The organism is Acidobacteriota bacterium (genome assembly GCA_026707545.1).
GTDB lineage: Bacteria > Acidobacteriota > Thermoanaerobaculia > Multivoradales > Multivoraceae > Multivorans.
In genome coordinates, this window is record JAPOWR010000001.1 from 1595287 (window position 1) to 1621885 (window position 26599).

Here is a 26599-nt window from a genome sequence, read left to right on the forward strand (position 1 = left end):
AAGATGACTGAATAGACTCGCCCGAGGAGGACTCGCCTCATGTCTACGCCACAGCACCGCGATCGTCGCGCCCGATTCGCTCGCGCCACAACCCTCGCCGCCTTCATCATCGGTGCCGCACTGGCCGCGATTCCGGCTACCGCCGCCGAAGAGGACCCGGTCTTCACCACCCGCGGCAACCTGGCCATCCGCGGCTACGACCCGGTCGCCTACTTCACGGAAGGGAAGGCAGTCAAAGGCGACAGGGACTTCACGCTTGGCTGGCAGGGCGCCGACTGGCGTTTCGCCAGCGCCGGGAACCGGGACCTCTTCTCCGAGGATCCGGAGAAGTACGCGCCCCAGTACGGCGGCTACTGCGCCTGGGCGGTGAGCCGCAACTACACGGCCCCTACCGACCCGGATGCGTTCACGCTCGTGGACGGCAAGCTCTACCTGAACTACAACAAGAGGGTCATGAATCAGTGGCTCGAGGACCGCGACCGGAACATCGAGCAGGCCGACGAGAACTGGCCCGCCGTTCTCGAGGAGTGACCCGCACCGCGGACGCCGGCACCGTCCCGCCTGGAATGCCCGGAGCGTGAAGCTCCTCGCCTTCAGCGACGTTCACCTGGACTCGAAGTTCGGCTGGGCGAGCCGCGAAGTCGCCCGCCGGCAGCGACAGCGGCTCCGCGAAGGCGTGACCTGGGCATTCGATCAGGCCCGGCACGAGGGTGCTGCCGCGGTGCTGATCGGCGGCGACCTGTTCGAGCATGAGCTCGTGTCGCCGGACACGGTCGAGTTCCTGCGCCGAACCTTCGAACGATCAGGCCTCCAGGTCTTCGCCGCTCCCGGCAACCACGACTACGCGGACACGGAAAGCCCGTACCGGCGGGTCGACTGGCCGGACAATGTCCACATCTTCAGCGAGACGCGCTTCACGTCGAAAGTGCTCGCCGACGGGTTGACGGTCTGGGGCGCCGCACACCGCAAGCCCGCGGACACGCCCGGCTTCTTCGACGACGGATTCCGCGTAGGGGGCTCCGGCACTCATATCGGCGTGTTTCACGGCGAGGAGCGAAGCGCCGCGTTCCAGGGCCAGTATCGGCATGCTCCGTTCGAAAGCGACCAGATCGCCGCTGCCGGCTTCGACCACGCCGTCGTCGGCCACTCCCACAGACCCGCCGACCGTTCGGCCTGGACGCGGCTCGGCTCCCTGGAACGACTCAAGTTCAACGAGGCCTACGGCACCGCGGTGATCCTCGAGATCGCGGGCGGCCGCGTCACTCCTCGCCGGCTCGAGCCGCGGCCTCCAACCCTTCACACCTTGAGCGTCGACCTGACCGAGGTTGAGAACGCGAGCCAGGCCCGGGACCGGGTCCGCGACGCGCTCTCCAGTCTGGCGGGTGCCGCTCGGATCCGACTCACCGGCGAACCGGACGACCTTCACCTGCACGAGGACGACTTCACCACCGGCTCGTTCGAACTGCCCGACGGAGTCGAGCAGGTTCTGGTCGACATCTCCGGTCTGACGCCGCCCTACGACCTGGAGCAGATCGAGCAGGAGCCCACTGTTCGCGGCATGTTCGTGCAGCGGGTTCGCGAAGACGACCTGGATCCGGAAACCGAGCGGCTCGTACTACTCGCCGGCCTCCGCGCGCTCGACGGGCGCGATGACCTGGCCGTGATCGACGAACTGAGGATGGGGGCGTCCCAGGACGATCAGCCGGACGGTGGAGAGGCCTCGTGAAGATCCACCGTGTCCGCGCGCACGAGTTCGGGAAACTCAACGGCGAACTCGACCTGGCGCCCGGCATGACCGTCATCCACGGCGACAACGAGGCCGGCAAGTCGACCTGGCTGCAGGCGATCTTCGCCGGTCTCTGCGGGCGGCGCCGCGGCCGCGGCGCCAACACGCTGGAAGAGCGTGAGTTCGAGCGCCAGTACAAGCCCTGGAGCGGCGGCCACTGGCGCGCCACCGTGAAGTTCCAGCTCGACAACGGGCGCCGCATCGAGATCCAGCAGCGCGACCTCGACACGAAGGAGAGCGTTGCCCACGATGCCGACACGGGACGGCGGATCGGCGACGAGATCATCTACAGCGGCAGCATCGACGGCTCACGCTTCCTCGGTCTGAACCGCCAGGTCATGCCGTCGACCCTGGTCATCGGCCAGGGCGACATCCAGAGGCTGCGTCAGAAGAGCGAGAAGAAGGGCGACGAGGCTTCGGCGCTCAAGGAAGAACTCCAACGGGCGGCAGCCTCGGCTGGTGGCGCCGCCACCGCCGTCGAGGCGCTCCGTACGTTGAGCGAGTACGCCAGCGAAGAGATCGGCCTGGAGCGCCGCAACTCCACCAAGCCGCTCCAGCGGTCGATCAACCGCGCCGCCGAAGCTCGGGAGGCCCTCGAGCAGGGCAGAAGCCGCCACAAGCTGCGTACAAGCCTGGAAAACGAGCTGATCGCGGCCCGCGATTGGGCCCAGGCCGCCAACGCTCTCGTCCAGGCATGGGAGAGGGTTCACGCCGAAGGGGAACTGAAGCGCCTGGAGGCGCGCCTGACCGAGATCGACCGGCTGGCGCCGAAGTTCCCGAGCGGCACCCCACCGGCGCCTGGCGAAGAGACCGAAGCGCCGGACGGTGACCATGAAATGGCCCCGAAGGTCGCTGAAGCGGCAAGGACGTGGCGCGCTGCCACCGAAGCGCGCACGCTGCGGGAACAACTGGGACCCGGCGAGCCTCCGGCAACGGTCCTCTCGAAGGCCGACGAGCCGACCGTAAGGCGCGCGTTGGAAGCCCTGGAGCTACCGCCTCCGGAGTCCCTGGAGAAGGCTGAACGGCGCGTCCAGGCGTTCCGCGACGAACAGGCGGAACTCAGGCGCCAACTCGAAGCCAGTTCCGGCTTTGGCCGCTGGCCCTGGATCGGGGCAACCGCCGGCAGCCTGGTCGTCGCGTTGGGGTTCTTCGACTTCCTGCCGCGACCGATCGGTATCGCGGGCGCCCTTCTCGCCTTCGTCTGCTCCCTCCTCATCTACCGCGCGCAGAAACGGCTGTCGCCCCAACCCGGGCACCATGAACAGGCGCAACGGGGTATGGACAGAGCCGATGCCGAGGCGGACCTGCGGGACCTGAAGCGGAAGAACAAGCGCAGGGAGCGCCAGTTCGAGGCGGCCCGCAACGAACTCGCGGAGTTTGGCCTCGAAGCCGACCCGAATGCCGTGCAGGCCGCCCTCGCAGCCCTCAGGGAGCGGAAAGTCTGGGACCGCGAACAGGCGTTCTGGCAGAGCCGGGTAGAAGCGGCGCGTGAAGCGGAGACGAAGGCCGAAACCGCCCTCCGCATCGCGCTCAGCAGCCGCGGCGTGGAGGATCCGGACTTGGCGGTCGCCGGCCTGCTCGACCGGTACGAGCAGCGGTGCCGCAGTAATGCCAGGGCGGCCGCGGGATGGAAGCGCCGGCTCCAGGAACAGCGACACGACTGGGACCACCTCCAGCGCCTCCTCGACGGCAGCGACCGCCAGAGTCTCGTGGCCCGGCGCGACGCGGCCGCGGAGCAGATCAGCCAGGCCGCGGGCTCATTGCCGGAGACAGACGACGTCCAGGGGCTCGACGATGATGCACTGGAACGGAAGCTGGCCACAGCCCGCGCCGACGCCGTCGACGCGCGCATCGAGGTCAACCGGAAGCAGGTCCAGCTCGCAGCCGACGCGGACCTCCCCTCGCTCGCCGAGCTCGAAGAGGAGCAGGCCGCCGCGGAGCGCGAAGTCCAGCTCCTGCGGCGGGCAGCCAACGTCCTCGACATGACCAGGGAACACCTGGAAGCAGCCCAGGACGAAGTCCATCGCATGCTCGCGCCGGACCTGCGAGAAGCGCTGGAGAAGCGGCTGAACCTCGTCACCGACGGCCGCTACTCGGCGGTCCGCATCGACCCGGAAGAGGGCATGGAGGTGCAACTCGAGGTCGAAGACGGCGTGTACCGCTCGGCTACCGAGCTGTCGCACGGCACGGTCGACCAGACTTACCTGCTGCTCCGCATCGGCCTCGCCGAAGCGCTTGGCGACAAGAAGGAGTCAGCGCCCCTGTTCCTCGACGACGCGACGGTGCACTCGGACACGGATCGCACGATCCGCTTCCTCGACCTGCTGCTCGCTCTCAGCGACGAGCGGCAGATCGTCGTGTTCAGCCAGGAGCAGGAGGTCAGGGAGTGGGCCGCACGGCGCCTCGTGGCGGATCCACGCCATCGTCTGATCGAACTCGGACCGAACGGTCTTCCGCTGCGGGCGGGAGCCGACAGCGAACCGGTGGCCGCCGACGTCGACGAGCCCGCGCCCGACCCGACGCGCCAGCACTCCCTTCTATAATCGCCGCCCCATGCGCCGGCTCATGATCGCCAACCGCGGCGAGATCGCGGTACGGATCGCCCGCGCCGCGATGGACCTCGGAGTCCACACGGTCGCCATCTACTCCGAGGACGACGCGAACGGGCTGCACCTGCGGATCGCCGACGAAGCGGTCCGCCTGCGCGGCCGCGGCGTACCGGCGTATCTCCACATCGAAGATGTCGTGGCCCGGGCAGTGGAAGCGAACTGCGACGCGCTCCATCCGGGATACGGCTTCCTGGCGGAGAACGCCGGTCTGGCCGACGCCTGCGCCGAAGCCGGCGTCAACTTCGTTGGGCCACGGCCGGCCGTCCTGGAACTGTTCGGGGACAAAGGCCGCGCCCGGGCCGCCGCCAACACCGCCGACGTCCCCGTCCTGCGCGGCACCGACCAGGCGACCGACCTGGATGAGGCGCGGGACTTCTTCGCCGGCCTCGGTGAGGGCGGCGCCATGATCATCAAGGCGATCGCCGGCGGCGGCGGCCGCGGCGCCCGGATCGTCACCGCGGCCGATGACATCGAACAGGCCTACGAACGCTGCCGGTCCGAGGCCGAGCGCGCCTTCGGCAACGGCGGTCTCTACGTCGAGGAGCTGATTCCGCGAGCCCGCCATATCGAGGTGCAACTCCTCGGCGACGAGACCGGTGGCCTGATCGACTTCGGCGAACGGGAGTGCAGTGCGCAGCGCCGTCACCAGAAGGTCGTCGAGACGGCGCCGGCGCCGAACCTCCCCACCGGACTACGGGCCGCGATCATCGACGCGGCACTGCGTCTCGGAAGTGCTGCCAGCTACAACAGCCTCGGGACGTTCGAGTTCCTGGTCGACGCGGACCATCTCGGCGACGGCGCCGCAGGCAACGGCGGCGCCCCAGGAACCGACGGCGGCGGCCGCTTCGCCTTCATCGAAGCGAACGCCCGCCTGCAGGTCGAGCACACCGTCACCGAGGCAGTCACCGGAGTCGACCTGGTGCAGTCCCAGCTTCGAGTCGCCGCCGGCGAGTCGATCGCCGACCTGGGCCTCGACGCACCGGCAGCCCGCCAGGCGCGCGGCTTTGCAATCCAGGCGAGGGTCAACCTCGAGACGCTTGACGCCGACGGCAATGTGCGGCCCTCGTCCGGCGTCCTCGCCGCCTACGAACCGCCCAGCGGTCCGGGAGTGCGGATCGACGGCTGCGGTTACGCCGGCTACGAGGCGAACCCCGCCTTCGACTCCCTGCTCGCCAAGGTGATCGCTCACTCTCCGTCGGACGATTTCGGCCACGCGGTGAAGCGGACATCCCGAGCGCTCGACGAGTTCCGGATCGGCGGCGCGGCCACGAACATCCCGTGGCTGCAGAGCGTGTTGAACCACCCCGACTTCGAGGCCGGCCGTCTCTACACGCGGTGGCTCGACGACCACGCCGGCGAACTTGCATCGGCAGCCGGCAACGGCAGGAGGCAGCGCTTCGTCCCGGCAGCGCCCGACGCCGCCAGTGCCCCGCCCGGCGGGCAGGACGCGCGCGACAGCGGCTTCGCCGGCGCCCGGGTCGACAGCGCCGATCCGCTCGCCCTGTTCACCTACGACCAGGAGACGAAGGCCGCCCAGGCCGGGCACGAGACGCAGGCGGACGCGGCCGGGGCAGCCGTCGCCGAGGGCGCCATCGGCATCGCCGCGCCGATCCAGGGCACGATCGTCAGCATCGACGTGGCCGAAGGCGACGAAGTCCTGCGCGGCCAGCAGGTCGCGGTGATCGAGGCGATGAAGATGGAACACGTGCTCCGCTCGGACTGCAGCGGCACGGTCAGCCGGGTGACGATGGCGGCGGGCGACACGATCCGGGAGGGCTATCCGCTGGTCCTGGTCGAGGAGGCCGACGGCGGCGAGGCGGCCGACGCCGCCATCGAGATCGATCCGGACTACATCCGGCCGGATCTCGAGGAGAACATCCAGCGCCATGCCTACACCCTGGACGAGAACCGACCGGAGGCCGTCGCCCGGCGCCGCCGCTTCGGTTTCCGGACGCCACGGGAGAACATCGAGCAGCTCGTCGACGCGGGCTCGTTCAAGGAGTACTGGCCGCTCCTCGTCGCCCGCCAGCATCAGAAGTACGACGACGAAACGCTCCGCCAGTACACGCCCGCCGACGGCGTGGTTGCCGGCACCGCGTCGATCAACGGCGACCTGTTCGACGACGAAGACTCCCGGGCGATCGTCCTCTCCTACGACTACACCGTGCTCGCCGGCACCCAGGGCGGTCGCAACCACTACAAGCAGGACCGCCTGTTCGAACTCGCCAATCGCTACATGCTGCCGCTCGTCTTCTTTACCGAAGGCGGCGGCGGCCGGCCGGGCGATGACTACACGGGGCCCCGGGTCGCGTTCGACACCTACACGTTCACGCAGTTCTCCAAGCTCTCCGGCCTCATTCCGCTCGTCGGCGTGAACAACGGCCGCTGCTTCGCCGGCAACACGGCCCTGCTCGCCTGCTGCGACGTGATCATCGCCACGAAGGCGTCGACGATCGCCATGGGCGGGCCCGCCATGATCGAAGGCGGCGGCCTGGGGATCTACACCCCGGAAGAGGTCGGCCCGATGTCATTCCAGGTGCCGAACGGCGTCGTCGACATCCTGGTCGAGGACGAGGAGGAGGCCGTCGACATCGCCAGGAAGTACCTCTCCTACTTCCAGGGGCCGACCTCCGACTGGGAGGCCCACGACCAGCGGCCGCTCCGCCACGTGGTACCGGAGAACCGGCTCCGCCTCTACGACATGCAGGAGATCGTCCACACGATCGCCGATGTCGACTCGGTACTCGAGATCCGCCCGAAGTTCGGGATCGGGGTGATCACCGCCCTGATCCGGGTCGAGGGCAGGCCGATGGGAGTGATCGCGAACAACCCGCACCACCTGGCCGGGGCGATCGACTCGGACGGGTCCGACAAGGGCGCCCGCTTCCTTCAGCTCTGCGACGCCTTCGACATCCCGGTGCTGAGCCTGATGGACTGCCCGGGGATCATGGTCGGCCCCGACCACGAGAAGACCGCTCTGGTCCGCCACTGCGCGCGCATGTTCAACACCGGCGCCAACCTGTCCGTTCCCATGTTCGGCGTCGTCGTCCGCAAGGCCTACGGCCTCGGCGTGCAGGCGATGTGCGGCGCCAGCGCGCTGGTCGGCTTCTTCACTGTCGGCTGGCCGACAGCCGAGTTCGCCGGCATGAACATCGAGGGCGCGGTCAAGCTCGGCTACCGCAAGGAGCTGGCCGCGATCGAGGATCCCGAGGAACGCCGCCTCGAGTTCGAGCGCCGGGTCGAAGCCTCGTACGAACGCGCGAAGGCCGTCAACGCCGCCGCCGGAGGGGGCCTGGACGACGTGATCGATCCCGCGGACACCCGCTCCTGGATCACGGAGAGCATGAAGCGGCTGCCCAAGCCGCCGCCCCGTACCGGCAAGAAGCGGCCCTACATCGATACCTGGTAGCCGTCAGCGAACCGGCTACCGGCCCCGACCCACACACTCACTCCTTTCGAACGAAGCGAGGGCTCACTGCATGTCGTACGAACCGCCCAAGGTCTGGAAGTGGGACGCCGAAAGCGGCGGACGCTTCGCCAAGATCAACCGCCCGATCGCGGGTCCAACCCACGAGAAGGAGTTGCCGGTCGGCGACAACCCGCTCCAGCTCTACTCGCTGGCGACACCGAACGGAGTCAAGGTCACGGTGATGCTCGAGGAGCTGCTGGCCCTCGGGCACACGGGCGCGGAGTACGACGCCTATCTGATCAACATCGGCGAGGGTAACCAGTTCTCGAGCGGCTTCGTCGCGGTCAACCCGAACTCCAAGATCCCGGCGCTGCTGGACCGGAGCACGGAGCCGCCGACACGGGTGTTCGAGTCGGGCTCCATCCTCCTCTATCTGGCCGAGAAGTTCGGCGAGTTCCTTCCAGAGGAGCACGCCGCCCGCACGGAGTGCATGTCCTGGCTGTTCTGGCAGATGGGCAGCGCACCCTACCTCGGCGGCGGCTTCGGCCACTTCTACGCCTACGCGCCCGAGAAGTTCGAGTACGCGATCAACCGCTTCACCATGGAGGTCAAGCGCCAACTCGACGTGCTGGACCGGCACCTCGCCGAATCGCAGTACATGGCGGGCGACGAGTACACGATCGCCGACATGGCGATCTGGCCGTGGTACGGGGCGCTAGCCGCCGGCAAGCTCTACGGCGCCGGGGAGTTCATCGAGGCCCACACCTACGAGCACGTGAACCGGTGGTCGCGAAAGATCGCCGGGCGCCCCGCGGTCAAGCGCGGGCAGATGGTGAACCGGGCCTTCGGCCCGCCCGAGAAGCAACTCCGCGAGCGCCACGCCGCCAGCGACTTCGAGACCAGGACCCAGGACAAGCTGGAGCCCGCCGAGGCCGACGACTAGCGCCCCGAAACCCCTCGCAGGCTCGGTGTTTCGGCCCAGCCCGTCCTTGCCCAGGAGCTTCCGCCGCAGCCTTGCTGCGCTGCGTTCTGCGGCGCAAGCTCCTAGTCTGCCGTCCCCTCCAGCACCATGTACATCCGCTGAACTCCGCGGAGGTCGACGCGGACGCGGGCGGGCGGCAGGTTCTCGGCGTGGTGGGAGAGGTCGATCCGCTCCACCGCGTCCTCCGCGGAGACGCCCTCGGCGTGGAGCGTCGAGACGAGCTCCCACAGCTCCCTGTGGAAGGCCTGGACCTGGTCGATCAGTTCCAGGTCGCGGAAGTACGGGCCGTGACCCGGCAGGATGAGGTCGAAATCGAGGTGCTTCAACCGCTCCAGAGTGGCCGGCCACTCGTTGACCCAGCCGTCGCCCGGCCAGGGCGGCCCGCCCAGCATCATGTCGCCGGTGAACACCAGCCGTTCCGCCGGCAGGAAGGCGACGACGTCGCCGCCGGTGTGGGCGCGGCCCAGGAAGTGAAGCTGAATCTCCCGGCCACCGCTGAAGAAGGTCATCTTCTCCGCGAGCGTCGTATCCGGCGGCACCGGATTAATCTCGGCCGTCGACTCGACGTGGGCGGCCTGGATGCTGATCTGGGTCTCCAGGGCCTCGCGTTCCTCATCGGATGCCGTCTCCAGGGCCGCGCGCAACTCCTCGAGCGCCTGCCTGTCCCGCTCTGAAGAGCCCTTGAACGTGTGCTCCTCGAGCGGCGCCGTCGCCATCTTCTGGCGCGTGTACTCATGTCCGACGACCCGCACTTCCGGCCCGAACGCCTGGTTGCCGTGGGAGTGGTCGTAGTGGAAGTGGGTATTGACCAGAGTCCGGATCGGCTTGTCCGTGATCTGTTCGATGCCGGCGATCAGAGCCCGGGCGGCCGCCGGCGTGATGTGGGAGTCGACGACCAGCACGTCCTCCTCCGTGACCACGACCATCGCGTTGCTCCGGGTGACCATGGCCCCTGTCCCGCTTACGAAGTAGACCCCGTCGGCCACCTCCTCGAACCGGTGGGTTTCCGTCTCGACGATGTGCTCCTCGGCGGCCAGACTCCCGGCCAGCAGAACGCCGACGAGCAGGCTGAGAACACGCTTCATGGATCCGCTCCTTTCCACTCCCCATCTGAGCGTTTCGGGTTCGCCGCGGGAGAGTACCTTGCGACAGGTCTGGCGGCTCTAGTCGGCCCAACGCAGCGCCCGGGCCCGGTGAACGATCTGGTCCGCGGCGCCCGGGAAGCCGAGACGCTCCGTGTTCAGGACGAGATCGTAGTGGCGGGGATCGTCGCAGTCCCGGGCGTAGTACTCGCGGTGATAGCGGATGCGGTTCGCGTCGCGACGCTCGACCACGGCGCCGGCTTCCGCCGCGTCGACGCCCATCACCTCGACCGCGACACGGCGCCGGAACTCCGGCCCCGCCACGAGCCGCACATGTAGAGCGTCCTCCCGCCATGCCAGCACGGCCGCCGATGCCCGTCCAACGAACACGCAGGGGCCCTCGCCGGCCATCTCGCAGACGACGCTCCGGGTCACGCGGACCAGGTTGCCCTCGCCGATCGGCTGGCCAAGCGGCGGCGCGGGCAGGAAGAGGTCGGGAAGCTGGGCGCTGGCGACGCGGGCAAGACGCTCGACGAAACTCGGAGGACGGTCCTCACGCGCCTGGACCTCTTCCGGCGGGATGCCGGCACGGCGCGCGACTTCATCGATCAGCGCGTTGCCGACCAGCCGCCATCCGAGCCGCTCCGCCACCAGCGTCGCCACCTGCGTGCCGCCGGACGCGTACTGCCTCGAGATCGTGATCAGCATCCGAGCCTCCCCTACTCTCCTCCCGCGGTCCGCCTGGCGGCGGGAGACGCCGGCCGCGCGCCGCTCGGGCGGTCCGAATCGAGCACGATCGCCTCGCGGAACGCCTTCAGGATCGACAGGTCCATCCGTCGCAGATCCGGACTCGCCAGATAGAACACGACCGCCACCACGACCGCCAGCAGTGAGGCCAGTCCCACCGAGAGAGCCGCACCCCACACCTCGGCGAGCGCACTGATCGGCACGGCGCCCAGCATTGGCAACGAGAACGACATCGTCAGAAAGCCGGAAACCCGGCCGCGCACCGAGTCCGGGATCAGCACATGGATCGCGGTGTTGTTCAGGGTGGTGTAGATCGCCTGGAAGGCGCTGCCGGCGAGCAGCAGTGGCAGCGCGAGCCAGAACCAGGGGCTGAGTGCGAACCCCATCATCAGCAGACCGAACGCGAAGACGCTGGTCATCATCAGCCGCAGGCGCCGGCTCGCGTTGCCGCGCCAGGCGACGAAGGCCGCTCCCACTACCCCGCCAATACCGGCCGCTCCGCTCAGCATGCCGAAGCCCCGAGGCCCGACTTCCCAGATCTCCTCGGCGAACACCACCAGGAGCGTCTGGAACGGCATGACCAGGAACATCGGCACCAGACCGAAGAACAGGAGCACCAGGACCAGACGGTGTTCGCGCACGTAGCGGAAACCCTCGGCCATGTTCTGCAGGAGGGAGGTCTCTGTGCGATCCGCCGCCGGCGCCCGTCCCACGGCCATCATCCCGGCCAGGGCCAGGGCGTAGAGAGCAACGTTCGTGGAGTAGGCCACCGTCACGCCGGCGGCCCCGATCAAGGCCCCGGCCACCGCAGGTCCCACGACGCGCGTGACGTTCATCGCGGTCATCGTGAGCGCCATCGCGCCGGTCAGGCGGCGACGGCCGACCACGTTCGCGATGATCGCGTTACGAGCCGGCATCACGAACGGGAAGACGGCGCCGACGAACGCGACCTGAACCAGGATGTGCCAGAACTCCAGCCGGCCGCCCAAGAGAAGCGACAGAACAACGATCTCGGCGACGACTACGGTGGTCTGACCGGCCACGACCAGTGACCGCCGCTCGAACCGGTCCGCGACCACGCCTCCCACCGGCCCCAGGCTGAGCATGGCCAGCGCGACCATCAGGGTCACCAACCCGAGCGCCAGCTCACGGCCGGTGATCGAGAACACCAACCACGCGCGCACGACCAACTGGCCCTGCATGGCCAGGAAGAACGTCGTGTTCGAGATGTAGAGCCAGCGGAACTGCCGCTCGCTGAAGAGGCCCGCCAGGCCGCCACGGCCAGGCGGCGGCCCGTGCACGCGGGGGAACTGCTTGACGGTCATCAGAAGCCCATCGGGCCGCCCCTGAGGTTCTGAAACAACCCCACTATCCCGATGAACAGCACGATCAAGACCACGTACGCCAGACCCGCCAACACCACCACCTTGACCCAGAAGAGGAGTTTTTCCATGGCTTCGGCGATTCGCTCCAGCGCTGCACCCAAACGGTCAAGGTCATCCATCCGCGGCCTCCGGTTCGGTCTTCGTCAAGCAGAGCCGACACAGTACCAACGGCTGAAGTTCGGCTGCTGGGACCGCGGGCAGCGGGCCACAACGTCGACAGCCGGTCCGTGACCGCGCGCTGCTACACTCCGGCGTCCTTCGCGCTGAGACCGGCCGTCTCGCCCGGTGATGCCGACGTAGCTCAGTGGCAGAGCAGCTGATTCGTAATCAGCAGGTCAGCGGTTCAAATCCGCTCGTCGGCTCCACTACGACTCGCCCGGCCCCGTGGTAGCTTCTCGGCAGCTCTCCCCCAGAATCGAGGAGGTGGTCCCCATGAGGCTGCACCGGTTTCTCGCTCTCTCCGCCGTGGCCATTCTGGCGCTCGCGTTCGTTGCCTGCTCGCCGCAGGCCGAAGCGACGGACGCCCACGTCGTTGCCGAAGCGCCGTCAGAGAGTGCCAGCTTTCCACTGAGCGCGAAGGGAGCGTGGACCATGGAACGGCTGCTGGCGCTCGATCACGAGAGCACGGTCGCCCTGTGGAAGACGCTCCCCGCCGCCGGCATGGCGGAGCTTGACGGCCACTACCAGGGCGTCATCCCGAACGCCGGCGACCACGAGCGTCAGGCGCGCACCTCCGGCTTCATGTACGACGAGGACTCGCCGCGCGGCTACTGGCTCGGCAAGGCCTACCGGCCGCTGACCGAGACCGAGGGCGAGGGCTACAACCGCTGGCGGTTCTCTGGAAGCAAGATCGTCCGGAACGGACGCTTCGCGACCCGCATGGGTCCGTCGCTCATCGACGGCAACCCCTCGTACATCATGGACTACAGCGCGTTCAACGACACGACCCTGGTCGACGAGATCCGCAAGCTGGACGAGGGGGTCTACCTCGGCGTCGGCACGACGGCGACCGAGGATGGCAACCGTAGCGCGCCCGGCCACTTCGCCCTGGTCGGCCCGACCGACGCATGGGTTGGCGCCGAGGAGTGACGCGGCGCCTCGCAGCCTGCCTCACGGCCGTCGCCGCACTGGCGTGCGGCGACGAGGTCGACTACGCGACCGGTGACCAGGTACCCCCGACCGGAATCCCGCCCTACGTCACCCAGGAGTGGAGTCCTCCCAGCGCGCCGGCTGAGCCGACCGAACTGACTCCCCAGGAGCCCTGCGCGGATCGGGACCCGCTGCGCCAGGCGTTCTTCGGCGACCTCCACACGCACACCGCCTTCTCACTGGATGCCCTCGGACGCGGCGGCTTCCAGACCCCCGACGACGCCTACCGCTTCGCCCGCGGCGAGGCGCTCGGACTCGGTCCACTCGACGACGCGGGACAACCGACCCGCGTCGCCCAACTCGTTCGGCCCCTCGACTTCGCGGCCGTCACCGACCACTCCGAGTGGTTGGGCGAAGTCTCTGTCTGTACCGACCCCTCCTCGCCCCTCTACGACGAGCCGGCGTGCCGCGGCATGCGGCCGGGAAGCACGGCCGAAGAGCGCGCGGCCTGGCTGGACCACCGAATCACCGGTCGGGTGCCGGGACTCTGCGGCGAGGACACAAGCGTCTGCCGTCAGGGCCTGCTCACCGCCTGGGGCGCGACCCAGGCGGCCGCGGAACAGCACTACGACCGGTCGAGCGACTGCTCCTTCACGACGTTCCACGGCTGGGAGTACACGCGCATGCCGGGCCTGTCCAAGGTGCATCGCAACGTCATCCTGCGCAACGAGATCGCGCCGGAGCTGCCGATCTCCTGGATCGACGCCGACCAGCCGCTCGACCTCTGGACCCGGCTGAAGAGCCGGTGCAACGACACCGGCACAGGCTGCCAGGCGCTCACCATCCCCCACAATCCGAACATCTCGAACGGCCAGATGTTCACCCTCGACTGGGGTGGCACTCCGATCGACGAACAGCGGGCGCAGGCGAGCCTTCAGGCCGAGATGGACGCCCTGGTCGAGATCATGCAGGCGAAGGGCGACTCGGAGTGCCGTCGCGGCATGTGGGGCGTCGCCGGCGGCGAGGACGAGTTCTGCGACTTCGAAAAGGTCCGCTACATCGACGGGGAGCGTCCTCCCGACTGCGAGGACGGCACGGGCGTCGGCGGACTGCGCGGCCAGGGCTGTCAGTCACGGCTCGACTTCGTCCGCTACGCCCTGATCGAGGGAATGGCGCAGGAGGAGCGCCTGGGCGTCAACCCGATGCAGTTCGGGATCACCGCCTCGACCGACGGCCACAACGGTCTCCCGGGCGACACGGACGAGTACGACTACCAGGGCCAGAACGCCAACGTCGACTCGGACCTCGAGAAGCGGCTCACGACGCCCGCCTACGCACCCCACCGGCTCCGGAACCCCGGCGGCCTGATCGGCGTCTGGGCCGAGGAGAACTCCAGGGACTCCCTGTTCGACGCGATGCTGCGCAAGGAGACCTTCGGCACCAGCGGCGTGCGGATCAAGGCGCGCCTGTTCGGCGGCTGGGACCTCCCCGACCTCTGCTCCAGCGGCGACATGATCGCCGACGCCTACGAAACGGCGGTGCCGATGGGCAACGTGCTGCCGGATGGCGAGGAATCCGGCGCGCCGACGCTGTTCGTATCGGCCCTCGCCGACTTGGGCACGACCGAACATCCGGGCACGCCCCTGCAGCGGATCCAGATCATCAAGGGCTGGATCGGCGACGACGGCCTGTTTCACGAGCGCGTCTTCGACGTCGCCGGCGACCCGGACAACGGAGCGGACGTGTCGCGAGACACCTGCGAGCGGAGCGGCGACGGCGCCGCCTCTCTTTGCGCCACGTGGACCGATCCCGAGTTCGACCCTTCCCGGTCGGCGGTCTACTACGCAAGAGTCCTCGAGAACCCGAGCTGCCGCTGGAACGCGCTGCAGTGCGCTGCGCTACCGCAAAGCGAGCGGCCGGCCGCATGCGCCGATCCCGACCAGCCCTGGCGAATCCAGGAGCGGGCCTGGACGTCGCCGATCTGGTATCGGGCCGCCGCCGAGTAGCGGCAGCCGTCGCTCCCACCGCTACCCCGGGCGCGCCATCGTTGACACACCGACCTCGGACGCTTAGGTTGCCCGCCAACCTCTGAGGAACTTCAAGATGAGCGAAGCGACCGCAACGTCACGGTGGACCGTGTGCCCCCTCCTTCTCCTTGTCCTGCTGGCGGCCGCCTGCGGCGGGGACGCGGACGTGGCGCCGACGGCCGGCAACGTCGATGACGAGCGGATCATGCGCGCGGCCGAAGACGAGCCCGGGAGCTGGCTGACCTACGGCCAGACCTACAAGGAGCAGCGCTTCTCCACCCTCGACCAGATCACCCGCGAGAACGTCGGGAATCTGAAGCTCGCCTGGTCCAAGCCGATCGGCGGCCGCTCCGAGCGGATGCAGGGCACGCCGCTCGTCGTCGACGGGGTCATGTACGCGACGAACGGCTGGGGCGTGATCTATGCGCTGGACCCGGCCACGGGCGAGGAGATCTGGACGCACGACCCGCAGACGGACCGCACCTACGTCAAGTACTCCTGCTGCGGCGGCGTCGCGAACCGCGGCGTCGCGGTCTACAGGGGCAAGGTCTACGTCGCCCTGTTCGACGGCCGGCTGGTCGCGGTCGACGCGGCGACCGGCGAGGAGGTCTGGGACGTCGACACCTGGCATCCCTCGGCGCTCGGTCGCTTCAACATCACCGGCGCCCCGCGCGCCGCGGCGGGAAAGGTGTTCATCGGCCAGGGCAGCTCGGAGAGCGGCAAACGGCGAGGCTACGTCTCCGCCTACGACGCCGAGACCGGCGAACTGGCTTGGCGCTTCTACCTGGTGCCGGGCGACCCGTCCAAGCCGTTCGAACACCCCGAGATGGAGATGGCGGCGAAGACCTGGGGAGGCGAGTGGTGGAAGATGGGCGGCGGCGGCACCGCCTGGAACTCCCTGGTCTACGACGAGGAGCTGAACCTGCTCTACATCGGCGTCGGCAACGGCGCACCCTGGTCGCGCCAGGTCCGCTCACCCGGAGGCGGCGACGACCTGTTCCTGACCGCGATCGTCGCGGTCGACGCCGACACCGCCGAGATGAAGTGGTACTACCAGACGGTTCCCGGCGACAACTGGGACTACAGCTCGGCGATGGACATCGCGCTCGGCGAACTGACCGTCGACGGCGTGGACCGAAAGGTCCTGCTCCAGGCGCCCAAGAACGGCTTCTTCTACGTGATCGACCGCGAGACGGGTGAACTGCTACGAGCCCACCCCTACACCGACCGGATCGACTGGGCGACCCACGTCGACATGGAGACCGGGCGGCCGATCGAGAACCCGGACGTCGTGTTCGAGGAGAAGCCGCAGTGGATCACGCCCGCGAACGCCGGCGCCCACAACTGGGAGCCCATGTCCTGGGACGCGGAGCGGGGCGTCATGTACTTCTACTACCACGACTACGCGAACTTCTACGCCCTGCCCGAGGAGTTCGTCGAGACGGGCACGTACACGATCCGGCCGTGGGGGCTGAGCCTCGGCGTCGCCAGCGGCGCTTACCGCAGCAAACTGGAGCAGGAGGCCGAGCCGCAACCCGAGAACAGGGGCTTCCTGGTCGCCTTCGACCCCCTGTCGGGAGAAAAAGTGTGGGAAAACCGTTTGCCCTCAATCTTCAACGGCGGCGTTCTCGCCACGACCACCGGCGTGCTGTTCCACGGCGGCGGCGGCGGCGACTTCAACGCCTACGACAAGGACACTGGCGAAGAGCTGTGGGAGTTCGACGCCTACGGGTCGTTCACCTCGTCGATCATCACCTACATGGAGAGCGGCACGCAGTACGTCGCCACGATGGTTAGCGGCAGCACCCGGTACGACCGGCCAGGCGAGTTGCTCATCTTCTCGCTGGACGGCGAGGCGACCCTGGCCGAACCGCCGGAGCGCGACTACTCCATCCCCGAGCTGCCGCCGCTCACAGCCTCCGCCGAGACGATCGAACGCGGCAACACGCTCTACCACGAGCACTGCGCGCTCTGCCACCGCGGACTCGGCCAGACCTCGATCGTCGCCGCCGCCTCCCCCGAGCTGCGCCGGATGTCACCGGAGGTCCACGCGGACTTCATGGCGATCGTCCAGGACGGCCTGCTGCCGCTCGGCATGCCCGGCTACGCCGAACTCTTCGACGAGGACGCGACGATTGCGATCCACCAATTCGTCATCTCGAAGGCGATGGAGCTGCGGGACGCACAGTAGCTCAAGCCGGCCACTCGGTGCGCCGGCGTCCTCGCCGGCATCCGGGCGAGCCGCCAAGCGGCAAGCCATACGCTCAGGTCCGATGAACCTAGTCCTCGACTGCGATCCCGGACTCGACGACGCGGTCGCGATCCTGGTCGCGGCGCGCTACGCCGACTTGATCGGGATCACGACCGTCGCCGGCAACGTCGGGATCAACCGAACCACCCGGAACGCGCTCGTCGTCGCGCAACTCGCCGGTCTGGACGTGCCGGTCCACCGTGGCGCCGGGAAATCGCTCGCCGGGGAGCCCGTCGACGGCAGCCGGATTCACGGCGAGACCGGTCTGGGCAACGCGGTTCTACCCGACCTGGACCGATCCGAGGCTTCGGCCGACGCGGTCGCCTACCTCTGCGACACCGCCCGCTCCGTCGACGACCTGCATCTCCTGGCCATCGGCCCGCTGACGAACGTCGCGCTGGCGCTGCAGTGCGATCCCGATCTCCGCCGCCATCTCGCCGGCCTGACCATCATGGGCGGCAGCGCGAGCGCCGGCAACATCACGTCCGTCGCCGAGTTCAACATCTGGGCCGACCCGGAAGCCGCGGCCATCGTCTTCGAGAAGGCTGCCCCGGTCACGATGGTCGGTCTCGACGTGACGAACAAGGTCGTCTTCGGCGCTGAAGAGACCGCGCGGATGCGCGCCGCTGGAAGGCCGGCCGCCGACCTCGCCGCCGATGTCACCGACTTTCTGCGCGACCGCTTCCGGCAGTACGTCGGACGGTCCGTCGTTCCCCTGCACGACGCGACCGCCGTCATCGCGGCAACGCATCCCCATCTGTTCGAGCGTTCGCGTCATCCAGTCACGGTCGAGGTGGACGGCGAGATCACCCGCGGCATGACCGTGGCCGATCTTCGGCCGCCAGCCCTGATCGAGGCGATCGGCCCGGCACAGGTCGCCGCGAGCGACATCGTCTGGGACACCGACGTCGACGCGGTCAGGGAGTTGATCGTAGAGGCGGTGCTGGCGTTCTAGCCGTCGGTCAGCCGGTCCGCCCGCTGATCCATGTCGTTCTGGTGCAGCACCAGATGATCGACGGTACCGTCGTCGCTTCGTCCGAACGTGATCTGCGCGTCGACGACGCGGTAGAAGTACTTCGTCTCGGATTCAGGGAACACCTCGAAGCTGGGCTGCCCCGTGAGTTGGACGAACAGCCGATCGCCCTGCCGGGTCACCGTGAACACCATGTTTTCGGCGAGCTGATAGCGGCCGGCGTAGTCGTCGAAGAGCGCCGGATCGACCTCGACGACCGTCCGGAACGCCGGAGGCACGACGAGCCGGTAGCCCTGCTCCAGCAGGTGGAATCCCAGGTCGTCGACACTGTCGCCGGAGTTCGACAGCACGACGACGCCGGTCCGCGATTCGAGGTCCAAGCCGAGAAACGAGCGATAGCCGCCGGTGCCGCCGTTGTGCCAGTGGAGGTCACGCCCGTGGCCGCCGCGGATGACCCAGCCGAGGCCGATGCGCATGCCGGGCGCCGGAAAGTCGCGGCGCGACCGATGGGTCTCCGTCATCTCTTCCTGCAACGGCGACTCGCCCAGACCGAGATTCGCCTCGACGAAGGTCAACATGTCGTTCACCGTCGAGCGCAGCGCGCCGGCGCCCGCGAGGGTTGGAAGATCCCAATTCGCGACGGGCCGGAGTTGCACGCTGTGGCCAATGGCCAGGCGTTCCCGCTGGGACGGCGACAGCGTGATCGACGTGTCCGACATCCCGAGTGGTTCGAGAAGCCGTTCAGACACCAGGCTCTCGTAGTCCGTCTCCTGGCTCAGAGCGAGGGCGTGTCCCAGGAGACCGGTACCGAGATTCGAGTACTCGACCGCCTCGCCGATGTCTCGCTCCAGGTCGTGGGACGACAAGAACTCGTAGAGCTGGGCGACCGTGTAGTCCGCGTACGGGTTCCCCGCATCGGCTGGCCGGAAGTTGTTCGGCATCCGCGGCAGTCCCGAGCTGTGCGTCGTCAGGTGCAGCAACGTGATCTCCGCGCCATTCCGCGTCGGCACGGTGACGTCCGGCCCGAGCAGCCGCTGCACCGGCGTCTCGAGCTCCAGTGCGCCCTCCCCCGCCAGGTCCGCCAGGAGGATCGCGGTGAAGACCTTGGTGATCGAGCCGATCTCGAACACGGTGTTGCCATCTACGTCGGCCGGGTTGTCGGTCGCAAGCTGACCGTGAGCGACCACGCGCCGGCCGCCCGGTTCGACAACACCGACCACGATGCCGACGCTCCGCTTCTGCTCGTCGATCCGGTTCACCAGGATCTGGCGAATCTCGTCATCGCCGGGGATCGAGGGAACGTCCTGAACCGCGAAGCAGACCGCGGACACCAGCAGGAGTCCGAAGAAGAAAGCGTTGGTGCGTCTGGTCATGAGGGAATCTCCGCGTCTGGTGTCGTGGGCCTGTACTCGCCGGCTCGGCCAACCTGCTATACGCACCCTACAGAGCTTTGATCCGTATCATCTGATCCCATGTGCGGCCGCTACACGCTCCGCTCGAAGGCAAGGACGGTAGCCGATCACTTCGAACTGGACGAACTGCCCGATCTGGAACCCCGCTACAACATCGCGCCGACCCAGGACGTTCCCGTGGTCGCACTGAACCGCGAAGGTCGACGCGCCCTGGGCACGATGCGCTGGGGCTTCCCACGAAAGCGCGGCGGTCCCCAGATCAACCTCCGAGACGACACCGCGGTGGAGGCGCCCAGGTTCCGCAACCTGCTGAGCCGCCGCCGTTGCCTCGTCGTCGCCGACGGCTGGTACGAGTGGCAGGTGCAACCGGAAGGCTCCCGGCTACCTCACTACTTCCGGCTGCCGGGCGGCGGTCCCTTCGGCTTCGCCGGCGTCTGGAACCGCACTCCCGACGGTCTGGCCTGCACGATCATGACCTGCCCCGCCAGCGAGCCGATCGCCCCGATCCACGACCGGATGCCTGTCATCGCCCAACCGCCATACGACCAGTGGCTGGACGGCCCGCTGCAGGATCCCGACACCGTGGGAGACCAGCTCGAGACCTACACCGGCGAACTCGAGTTCTTTCCCGTCTCGACGCGAGTCGGCAGCTACAAGAACGACTACGCGTCGTTGATCGAGCCGATCTGACCAGCGAGAACGCCCGCGCCCAAGACCCTCAACCGGCTGCGTTCCCGCCCGCTCTTTGCAGTCCAAACGACCTCCACACGAAGTACATCGCCGGGAAGACGAACGTCACCCCAAGGAACACCGTCACCAGTCCGCCGACCATCGGAGCCGCGATCCGCTTCATCACGTCGGCGCCGGTACCCGTCGCCCACAGGATGGGCACGAGGGCGACGAACGTGGTCAGCACGGTCATCGTGATCGGACGCACCCGTCGAACGGCGGCCTCGGTCACGGCTTCGCGAAGGTCGCGCAGGGTGTCCATCGTCCCCCGGCGCTTCCGCTCGTTGTAGACCAGATCGAGGTAGAGCAGCATCACGGACCCGGTCTCGGCAGCGAGACCCGCCAGGGCGATCATCCCGACCCACACGGCGACCGACCAGTTGTAGTCGAGCTGGTCGAGCAGCCACACCGAGCCGACGAGCGAGAACGGCACCGCCGAGACGATGAACGCCGTCTTGATCACGGAGCGCGTGCTCAGGTACAGGAGCGCAAAGGTCAGAACGAGGGTGAGCGGCACGATGAGCAGGAACCGGTCGCGAGCCCGCTCCATGTACTCGTACTGCCCCGACCAGAGGAGCGTGTAGCCCGGAGGCAGCGCCACCTTGTCGGCGACCTCCTCGCGGGCCCGGCGGATCCAGCCGCCGATGTCGCTGCTCTCCAGGTCGACGTAGACCCAGGCGTTCGGCCTGGCTCCCTCCGACTTGATACCCGGCGGTCCGTCCCGGAACTCGATCGCCGCCACCTGGCCGAGCGGCACCTGGGCGCCGCCCGGCGCGGTCACGAGGATCTGCTCCAGGGCCTCGGGATCGTCCCGCAGTTCCCGCGGATAGCGCAGGTTGATCGGGTAGCGCTCGAGCCCCTCGACGGTCCAGGAGACGTTCATGCCGCCGACCGCCGACTGGATCGTGTCCTGGATGTCGGCGATCCGCAGGCCGAACCGCGCGGCCGCCTCCCGGTCGATGTCGAAGTCGAGGTAGGCGCCGCCCATCACCCGTTCGGCGTAGGCCGTGAGCGTGCCCGGAAGCGGCTTCACCACCGCCTCGACCTGCTCCGCCAGCCTTTCCAGCGTCGCCAGATCGGGGCCGCCCAGCTTGATCCCCACGGGCGTCTTGATCCCGGTGGACAGCATGTCGATCCGGGTCTTGATCGGCATCGTCCAGGAGTTCGTCACGCCGGGGAACTGGAGCGCCCGGTCGAGCTCGGCGATCAGGTCGTCGGGAGTCAGGCCGGGACGCCACTCGTCCTGGTCCTTCAGCACGATCGTCGTCTCCAGCATCGACAGCGGCGCCGGGTCGGTCGCCGTCTCCGCCCGGCCCACCTTGCCGAACACGGTCTCCACCTCCGGGAAGCTGCGGATGATCCGGTCCGTCTGCTGAACGATCTCCCTGGCCTTCGTGATCGACACGCCGGGCAGGGTCGTCGGCATGTAGAGCAGGTCGCCCTCCCACAGCGGCGGCATGAACTCGGAGCCGATCCGCTTGAGCGGCACGAGGCTCGAACCCAGCACCGCGAGCATGAGGACGATGACGAGCCAGCGCAGACGCACGGCACCCGCGACCAGCGGCCGGTAGACGCAGCGCAGGAGCCGGGGCAACGGATTGCGATGCTCGTGGACGATCCGGCCGCGGACGAGCCAGAACATGAGCACCGGCACCACGGTCACCGCAACCACCGAGGCCATCGCCATCGAGTACGTCTTGGTCAGGGCGAGCGGTTTGAACAGCCGGCCTTCCTGAGCCTCGAGCGTGAAGACGGGCAGGAACGAGACCGTGATGACCAGCAGCGAGAAGAACAGGGTCGGCCCGACCTCCTGAGCCGCGCGCAGAACGAGGTCGAAGCGGGACTGCTTGCCGCCCGCCTCGGCGTCCTCCTCGACGTGGCGGTGCACGTTCTCGACCATGACGATCGCCGCATCGACCAGCACGCCGATCGAGATCGCGATGCCGCCCAGCGACATGATGTTCGACCCCAGTCCCTGGACTCGCATGACGACGAAGGCGAGCAGCACCGAAACGGGAATCGCCAGGATCGCCACGAGCGCCGAGCGGAAGTGGAACAGGAAGACCAGGCAGATGACAGCCACGACGATCGACTCCACGATCAGCGTGTCCGTCAGTGTCGCGATCGACCGCTCGATCAGGCCGCTGCGGTCGTAGGCAACGGAGATCTCCACGTCGTCCGGCATTCCGGCGCCGAGTTCGTCCAGGCGTTCCTTCACCCGCTCGATCGTCGCCCGGGTGTCGGCGCCGGAGCGGACGACGACGATGCCGCCGACCGTCTCGCCCTCGCCGTTCCAGTCGGCCAGGCCCCGGCGAATCTCCGGTCCGATCGTCACGTTCGCGACGTCCCGGAGCAGGACCGGCACCCCGCCCGGACCGGAGGCGAGAACGATCGTCTCCAGGTCCCGCAGCTCCTGGACGTAGCCTCGCCCGCGGACCATGTACTCCCGCTCGGCCATCTCGATCAGCCGGCCGCCCACGTCGGCGTTCGACTCCTCGATCGCCTGCCGGACGACGGGCAGCGAAAGGCCGTAGGCACGCAGACGGACCGGGTCCACCTCGACCTGGTACTGGCGCACGAAGCCGCCGATCGAGGCGACCTCCGACACCCCCTCGACGGTCAGCAGGCCATACTTCAGGTACCAGTCCTGGAGCGAGCGAAGCTCCGCCAGAGACCGGGAATCCGAGTTCAGCACGTACATGAACGCCCAGCCGACGCCGGTGGCGTCCGGGCCGAGCTGCGGTGATGTGCCCGGCGGCAGCCTGCCCTCGAGCCCCGCCACGGATTCGAGCACTCTTGACCGTGCCCAGTAGAGATCCGTGCCGTCCTCGAAGATGACGTAGACGAAGGAGAAGCCGAAGAAGGAGTAGCCTCGGACCACCTTGGCGTAGGGCACCGAGAGCATGGTCGAGGTGATCGGGTAGGTCACCTGGTCCTCGACCACCTGCGGCGCCTGCCCGGAGAACTCGGTGAACAGGATGACCTGCACGTCCGAGAGGTCCGGTATCGCGTCGATGCGGGTCGTCCGCACCGACCAGACCCCGGCCGCCACCGCCACCACCAGTCCCCCGGCAACCAGCAACTGGTTGCGAAGCGACCATTCGATGATCCGGTTCAGCATCGGATCAGCGCCCGTGGTTGCCGTGGGCTTCGTGCGGGTCCACGGTTTCCTCAGCCTCGGCCGCCGCTTGACCCTCGTGGTCCATGTCGTGCTCCATCCCCTCCATGTCGTGGCCCTCGTGGCTCATGTCGTGGCCTTCGTGCCCCTGGGCCGCGCCCTCCGGCGCCGAGGCCGCGTCCAGCATCTGCTGGACCGCCGCCCGCAGCCTGGACTCCGAGTCGAGCAGGAACTGGGACGACGTGACGACGTCCTCGCCCGCCGCGACGCCCGAGCGGACCTCGGCCAGACCGCCGGCGGTCTGGCCCAGCTCCACCTCGCGCGGCTCGAAACGGCCGCCGCCCAGAGCCACGATGACCACGCTCCTCCGCCCCGTCCGCAGGACGGACTCGGTCGGAATGGTCAGGGCCCCCGGCACCAGCACCGGATCGAAGACGACAGTTGCGAACATCCCCTTGCGCAGCCGGCCGTCCGGATTCGGCACCGCGATCTTCACGGTCAGCGTGCGGGTGCGCTCCGACAGCTCCGGCTCGATGAACTCGACCGTGCCCCGGATCGTCTCGCCCGGGAAGTAGGTGAACGTCACCTCCGCCTCGGCGCCCGGGCGGATCCAGACCACCTGATCCTCGAACACCTCGACTGAAAGCCACAGCGAGGTGATGTCGGCGATGTGGTACGCCTCCATTCCGGGCGTCACCGCCATGCCCTCGAGGCCCGGCATCCGCTTCATGACCAGGCCGCCGGCCGGTGCGGTAACCGTCAGGGTGCGAAAGATCTCCCCCGTCTCCTCGAGCCGCGCGATCTGCTCGGGAGAAATGTCCCAGAACGCGAGCCGGGCCCGCGCCGCGTCGACCAGGGCTTCGGCCCGCAGCCGGGCGTCGTCCGGCGCGTCCTCGAATCGGGCCGCGTAGCGGATCGCCGAGAGGAGTTCCTGCTCCGTCTGGACGAGTTCGGGGGAGTAGACCTCGAACAGACCCGCGCCCTCGGCCACCGGTTCGCCCACGTAGTTGACATGGACCTTCTCCACCCAGCCGTCGTACTTCGTCGTCACGGTGACCATCCGTTCCTGGTCGTACTCCAGGTAGCCGACCGTGCGGATCTCGTGGCGCAGGTCGCGCCGGATGGCCGTTTCGGTCCGGACGTTCATGTTCTGGACCACGGCGGGGTCGATCGCCACCGTCGTGCCGGCGCCAAGGGCCCGCTCCGCCTCGTCGGCGTAGACCGGCACGTAGTCCATCCCCATCTCGTCCTTCGCCGGCACGGGCGACGTGATCGTCGGGTCCATCGGATTCCGGTAGAAGAGGACCTCTCGTTCGCCGGCGGCGGGCGCGTCCTCCCCACCTGGAATGGCAACGGCCATCGGCCCCGCGTGGTAGCCGACGGTGCGCTGCAACCAGGAGTCCGCCGGATGGAGGTCCAGGGGATCGAAGAACAGGAGGAAGAAGGCGGCGAAGCTCCCGACGACCCAGGCCACGCCACGCAGCCAGGCCCCAAGCGGTCCGCCGAATCCGTTTGCATCGTTCGTCATCTCTCCAAACCTCCTCCCTCCTCCAGGCCGCCGACTGGGTGCGCCGGCCGCAAGGCCGGCTCCTCTCCAAGGGCCGACAGCGGTCTGCCAACCGCCCCTTCCAGCTCCGCGAGACCGATCAGGTAGTCCGCCCTTGCCCGGTCCGTCGCCGTCTGCGCCTCGAACAGGACGTGCTCGGCGTCGAACAGGTCGAGCGTGTTGAGCGAGCCGGCGATGTACCCCGCCTCGGCCGACTCCAGCGCCTCCTCCGCCTGCACGACCAGCAGGTCCTCCAGCAACCGCAGCCGCCTCCAGGCCAGCGGCAGCCGCTGGGTCAGATCGCCCACCTCCGACTCGACGGTGAGTTCCGCGGACCGCCGCTCATCGACCGCGTGGGAGCGCAGGTCGAGCGCCTGCTGTACCGCCGCCGCCCGGCTGCGCCGGCGCAGCGGCAGCGTGATGCCGCCGCGCACGCCGAACACGTCGTTCCCGTTGCCGGCCGGGGCCAGCAGGCGGGCGGCCTCGTCGTCCCGCGGGGTCACCAGCGTGTACGTCACGCCGACGCTGAAGTCGGGCTTGTCGGCCATCCGGGCCAGGTCCTCCATGGCTTCGGCCCGGGCGAGTCCGGCCTCCGCCGCGCGCAGCTCCGGCCGCGACGATCGCGCCAGAGCCGCGAGGTTCCCGCTCTCGAGCGCCGCTTCCTCGATTGCTACCAGTAGGGAACCTCTCGCGACCGGCGTAGCGGCAGGCCGGTCCCGCAGTGAGTTGAGCCGCGCGCGCAGGGCAGCTTCGGCGAGGTCCAGGTCGACGAGCGCCCGCTCGGCGCGCGTGATCTCGGCTTGCAGCTTGAGCACGGCCTGCGTCGATCCCACGCCGGTCGCGTACCGGGCCTGAGCGACCTCCTCGTGCTGGACGAGGTGCTCCAGGAAGGTCTCGGCCGTCTCCCTCGAACGGTCGAGAAACGCCAGCTCGTGGTAGAGCCGCCTGACCTCCGTGACCAGGCGTAGCCGCTCTGCCTGCACGCCGTGCTCCAGCGCGACCGCTCCGTGAACCGCCGCTTCCTCCCGCAGATCCAGCTTGGCCAGCCACGGCAGGGGCTGGCTGTACCCGAGCATGAGCCGCTGCGCTCCGACCCGTGTTTCCGGCGGAGCGAGAAAAGCCGTGGCTTCCGCCGTCGGATCGGGCAGGGAGGCGACCTGGGGCGCTTCTTGCGCCGCCGCCCGCGCCTTGGCGAAACCGGCTCTGAGGCCCGGATTCCGCTCCAGTGCCTCTTCGACGAGAGCGCGCAGCGCTTCGTCAGCGATTCCCTGGGCGACCCGATCCGCCGGCGCCCGATCCGAGGCTGCTTGGCCGGTCCCGGCCATCGATGTTCCTGCCCAGGCGACCGTCAGCAGGACGGCGGCGAGCAGGCAAGGCGTATGTCGAACCATCTGACTCCTCCGCGGAAACGTGTTCTCCGCGGCCGCCCGGTTTCGCGGGCGACCGCTCCGACT

General features: G+C 68.5%; 18 protein-coding genes and 1 tRNA gene. 11 read left to right on the forward strand and 8 right to left on the reverse strand.

The window, feature by feature from the left end; translation table 11 throughout:
* The first annotated feature begins 39 nt into the window (after positions 1-39).
* The 5 genes from OXG83_06370 to yghU all read left to right on the forward strand — a co-directional run bounded on the left by OXG83_06370 (position 40) and on the right by yghU (position 8747).
* Positions 40-531: a YHS domain-containing protein gene (locus OXG83_06370; GenBank protein ID MCY3964641.1), complete on the forward strand. Its 492-nt coding sequence runs from the start codon at positions 40-42 to the stop codon at positions 529-531.
* Between the two features lie 46 nt (positions 532-577).
* On the forward strand, positions 578-1726 hold the full coding sequence (locus OXG83_06375; GenBank protein ID MCY3964642.1) for a metallophosphoesterase: 1149 nt from the start codon (positions 578-580) through the stop codon (positions 1724-1726).
* Positions 1723-4329, forward strand: a complete 2607-nt coding sequence (locus OXG83_06380) for an AAA family ATPase (protein ID MCY3964643.1) — start codon at positions 1723-1725, stop codon at positions 4327-4329. Before OXG83_06375 ends, OXG83_06380 begins: the two co-directional genes overlap by 4 nt.
* A gap of 10 nt (positions 4330-4339) precedes the next feature.
* Complete coding sequence (locus tag OXG83_06385) at positions 4340-7804, forward strand: carbamoyl-phosphate synthase large subunit (GenBank protein MCY3964644.1); 3465 nt, start codon at positions 4340-4342, stop codon at positions 7802-7804.
* A 70-nt stretch (positions 7805-7874) separates the two neighbouring features.
* A complete protein-coding gene (yghU, locus tag OXG83_06390; GenBank protein ID MCY3964645.1) occupies positions 7875-8747 on the forward strand; it encodes a glutathione-dependent disulfide-bond oxidoreductase in 873 nt (290 codons plus the stop codon).
* Positions 8748-8848: 101 nt separating this feature from the next.
* Here yghU and OXG83_06395 read toward each other — a convergent pair whose 3' ends face one another.
* From OXG83_06395 to OXG83_06410, 4 genes are all read right to left on the reverse strand, one after another.
* Positions 8849-9871 carry an MBL fold metallo-hydrolase gene (locus OXG83_06395; GenBank protein MCY3964646.1) on the reverse strand — a complete coding sequence of 341 codons (1023 nt, stop codon included), beginning with the start codon at positions 9869-9871 and terminating at the stop codon, positions 8849-8851.
* 78 nt (positions 9872-9949) lie between these two features.
* The gene (locus tag OXG83_06400) at positions 9950-10576 is read right to left on the reverse strand and encodes a cytidylate kinase-like family protein (GenBank protein MCY3964647.1); all 627 of its coding nucleotides are present in this window, start codon (positions 10574-10576) and stop codon (positions 9950-9952) included.
* Positions 10577-10587: 11 nt separating this feature from the next.
* Complete coding sequence (locus OXG83_06405; GenBank protein MCY3964648.1) at positions 10588-11940, reverse strand: MFS transporter; 1353 nt, start codon at positions 11938-11940, stop codon at positions 10588-10590.
* Positions 11940-12119: a hypothetical protein gene (locus OXG83_06410; GenBank protein ID MCY3964649.1), complete on the reverse strand. Its 180-nt coding sequence runs from the start codon at positions 12117-12119 to the stop codon at positions 11940-11942. The genes OXG83_06405 and OXG83_06410 overlap by 1 nt, the downstream gene beginning before the upstream one ends.
* A 171-nt stretch (positions 12120-12290) precedes the next feature.
* Between OXG83_06410 and OXG83_06415 the strand changes: the two genes are divergently transcribed.
* From OXG83_06415 to OXG83_06435, 5 genes are all read left to right on the forward strand, one after another.
* Positions 12291-12365 (forward strand) — tRNA-Thr (locus OXG83_06415).
* A 67-nt stretch (positions 12366-12432) separates the two neighbouring features.
* Complete coding sequence (locus OXG83_06420) at positions 12433-13089, forward strand: hypothetical protein (GenBank protein MCY3964650.1); 657 nt, start codon at positions 12433-12435, stop codon at positions 13087-13089.
* The gene (locus OXG83_06425) at positions 13086-15095 is read left to right on the forward strand and encodes a DUF3604 domain-containing protein (protein MCY3964651.1); all 2010 of its coding nucleotides are present in this window, start codon (positions 13086-13088) and stop codon (positions 15093-15095) included. Before OXG83_06420 ends, OXG83_06425 begins: the two co-directional genes overlap by 4 nt.
* Before the next feature lie 97 nt (positions 15096-15192).
* Positions 15193-17307: a PQQ-dependent dehydrogenase, methanol/ethanol family gene (locus tag OXG83_06430; protein MCY3964652.1), complete on the forward strand. Its 2115-nt coding sequence runs from the start codon at positions 15193-15195 to the stop codon at positions 17305-17307.
* 82 nt (positions 17308-17389) lie between these two features.
* The gene (locus OXG83_06435; GenBank protein ID MCY3964653.1) at positions 17390-18322 is read left to right on the forward strand and encodes a nucleoside hydrolase; all 933 of its coding nucleotides are present in this window, start codon (positions 17390-17392) and stop codon (positions 18320-18322) included.
* Here the strand turns inward: OXG83_06435 and OXG83_06440 are convergent.
* On the reverse strand, positions 18319-19713 hold the full coding sequence (locus tag OXG83_06440) for a serine hydrolase (protein ID MCY3964654.1): 1395 nt from the start codon (positions 19711-19713) through the stop codon (positions 18319-18321). The genes OXG83_06435 and OXG83_06440 overlap by 4 nt on opposite strands.
* A 99-nt stretch (positions 19714-19812) precedes the next feature.
* Between OXG83_06440 and OXG83_06445 the strand changes: the two genes are divergently transcribed.
* Positions 19813-20442 (forward strand): SOS response-associated peptidase, encoded by a 630-nt coding sequence (locus tag OXG83_06445; protein MCY3964655.1) that lies wholly within the window; start codon positions 19813-19815, stop codon positions 20440-20442.
* Between the two features lie 28 nt (positions 20443-20470).
* On the opposite strand, the gene OXG83_06450 is transcribed toward OXG83_06445, so the two are convergent.
* The 3 genes from OXG83_06450 to OXG83_06460 are packed head-to-tail and all read right to left on the reverse strand — an operon-like array spanning position 20471 to position 26536.
* Complete coding sequence (locus OXG83_06450) at positions 20471-23602, reverse strand: CusA/CzcA family heavy metal efflux RND transporter (protein MCY3964656.1); 3132 nt, start codon at positions 23600-23602, stop codon at positions 20471-20473.
* Positions 23603-23606: 4 nt separating this feature from the next.
* A complete protein-coding gene (locus OXG83_06455; protein MCY3964657.1) occupies positions 23607-25127 on the reverse strand; it encodes an efflux RND transporter periplasmic adaptor subunit in 1521 nt (506 codons plus the stop codon).
* Positions 25124-26536: a TolC family protein gene (locus OXG83_06460; protein ID MCY3964658.1), complete on the reverse strand. Its 1413-nt coding sequence runs from the start codon at positions 26534-26536 to the stop codon at positions 25124-25126. Before OXG83_06460 ends, OXG83_06455 begins: the two co-directional genes overlap by 4 nt.
* Positions 26537-26599: the final 63 nt, after the last annotated feature.

Coding starts and splice junctions, on each gene's coding strand:
- OXG83_06450 (MCY3964656.1), bottom strand. CDS start 23,602: ATGCTGAACCGGATCATCGAATGGTCGCTTCGCAACCAGTTGCTGGTT.
- yghU (MCY3964645.1), top strand. CDS start 7,875: ATGTCGTACGAACCGCCCAAGGTCTGGAAGTGGGACGCCGAAAGCGGC.
- OXG83_06435 (MCY3964653.1), top strand. CDS start 17,390: ATGAACCTAGTCCTCGACTGCGATCCCGGACTCGACGACGCGGTCGCG.
- OXG83_06400 (MCY3964647.1), bottom strand. CDS start 10,576: ATGCTGATCACGATCTCGAGGCAGTACGCGTCCGGCGGCACGCAGGTG.
- OXG83_06445 (MCY3964655.1), top strand. CDS start 19,813: ATGTGCGGCCGCTACACGCTCCGCTCGAAGGCAAGGACGGTAGCCGAT.
- OXG83_06385 (MCY3964644.1), top strand. CDS start 4,340: ATGCGCCGGCTCATGATCGCCAACCGCGGCGAGATCGCGGTACGGATC.
- OXG83_06440 (MCY3964654.1), bottom strand. CDS start 19,713: ATGACCAGACGCACCAACGCTTTCTTCTTCGGACTCCTGCTGGTGTCC.
- OXG83_06460 (MCY3964658.1), bottom strand. CDS start 26,536: ATGGTTCGACATACGCCTTGCCTGCTCGCCGCCGTCCTGCTGACGGTC.
- OXG83_06455 (MCY3964657.1), bottom strand. CDS start 25,127: ATGACGAACGATGCAAACGGATTCGGCGGACCGCTTGGGGCCTGGCTG.
- OXG83_06405 (MCY3964648.1), bottom strand. CDS start 11,940: ATGACCGTCAAGCAGTTCCCCCGCGTGCACGGGCCGCCGCCTGGCCGT.
- OXG83_06430 (MCY3964652.1), top strand. CDS start 15,193: ATGAGCGAAGCGACCGCAACGTCACGGTGGACCGTGTGCCCCCTCCTT.
- OXG83_06395 (MCY3964646.1), bottom strand. CDS start 9,871: ATGAAGCGTGTTCTCAGCCTGCTCGTCGGCGTTCTGCTGGCCGGGAGT.
- OXG83_06410 (MCY3964649.1), bottom strand. CDS start 12,119: ATGGATGACCTTGACCGTTTGGGTGCAGCGCTGGAGCGAATCGCCGAA.
- OXG83_06370 (MCY3964641.1), top strand. CDS start 40: ATGTCTACGCCACAGCACCGCGATCGTCGCGCCCGATTCGCTCGCGCC.
- OXG83_06420 (MCY3964650.1), top strand. CDS start 12,433: ATGAGGCTGCACCGGTTTCTCGCTCTCTCCGCCGTGGCCATTCTGGCG.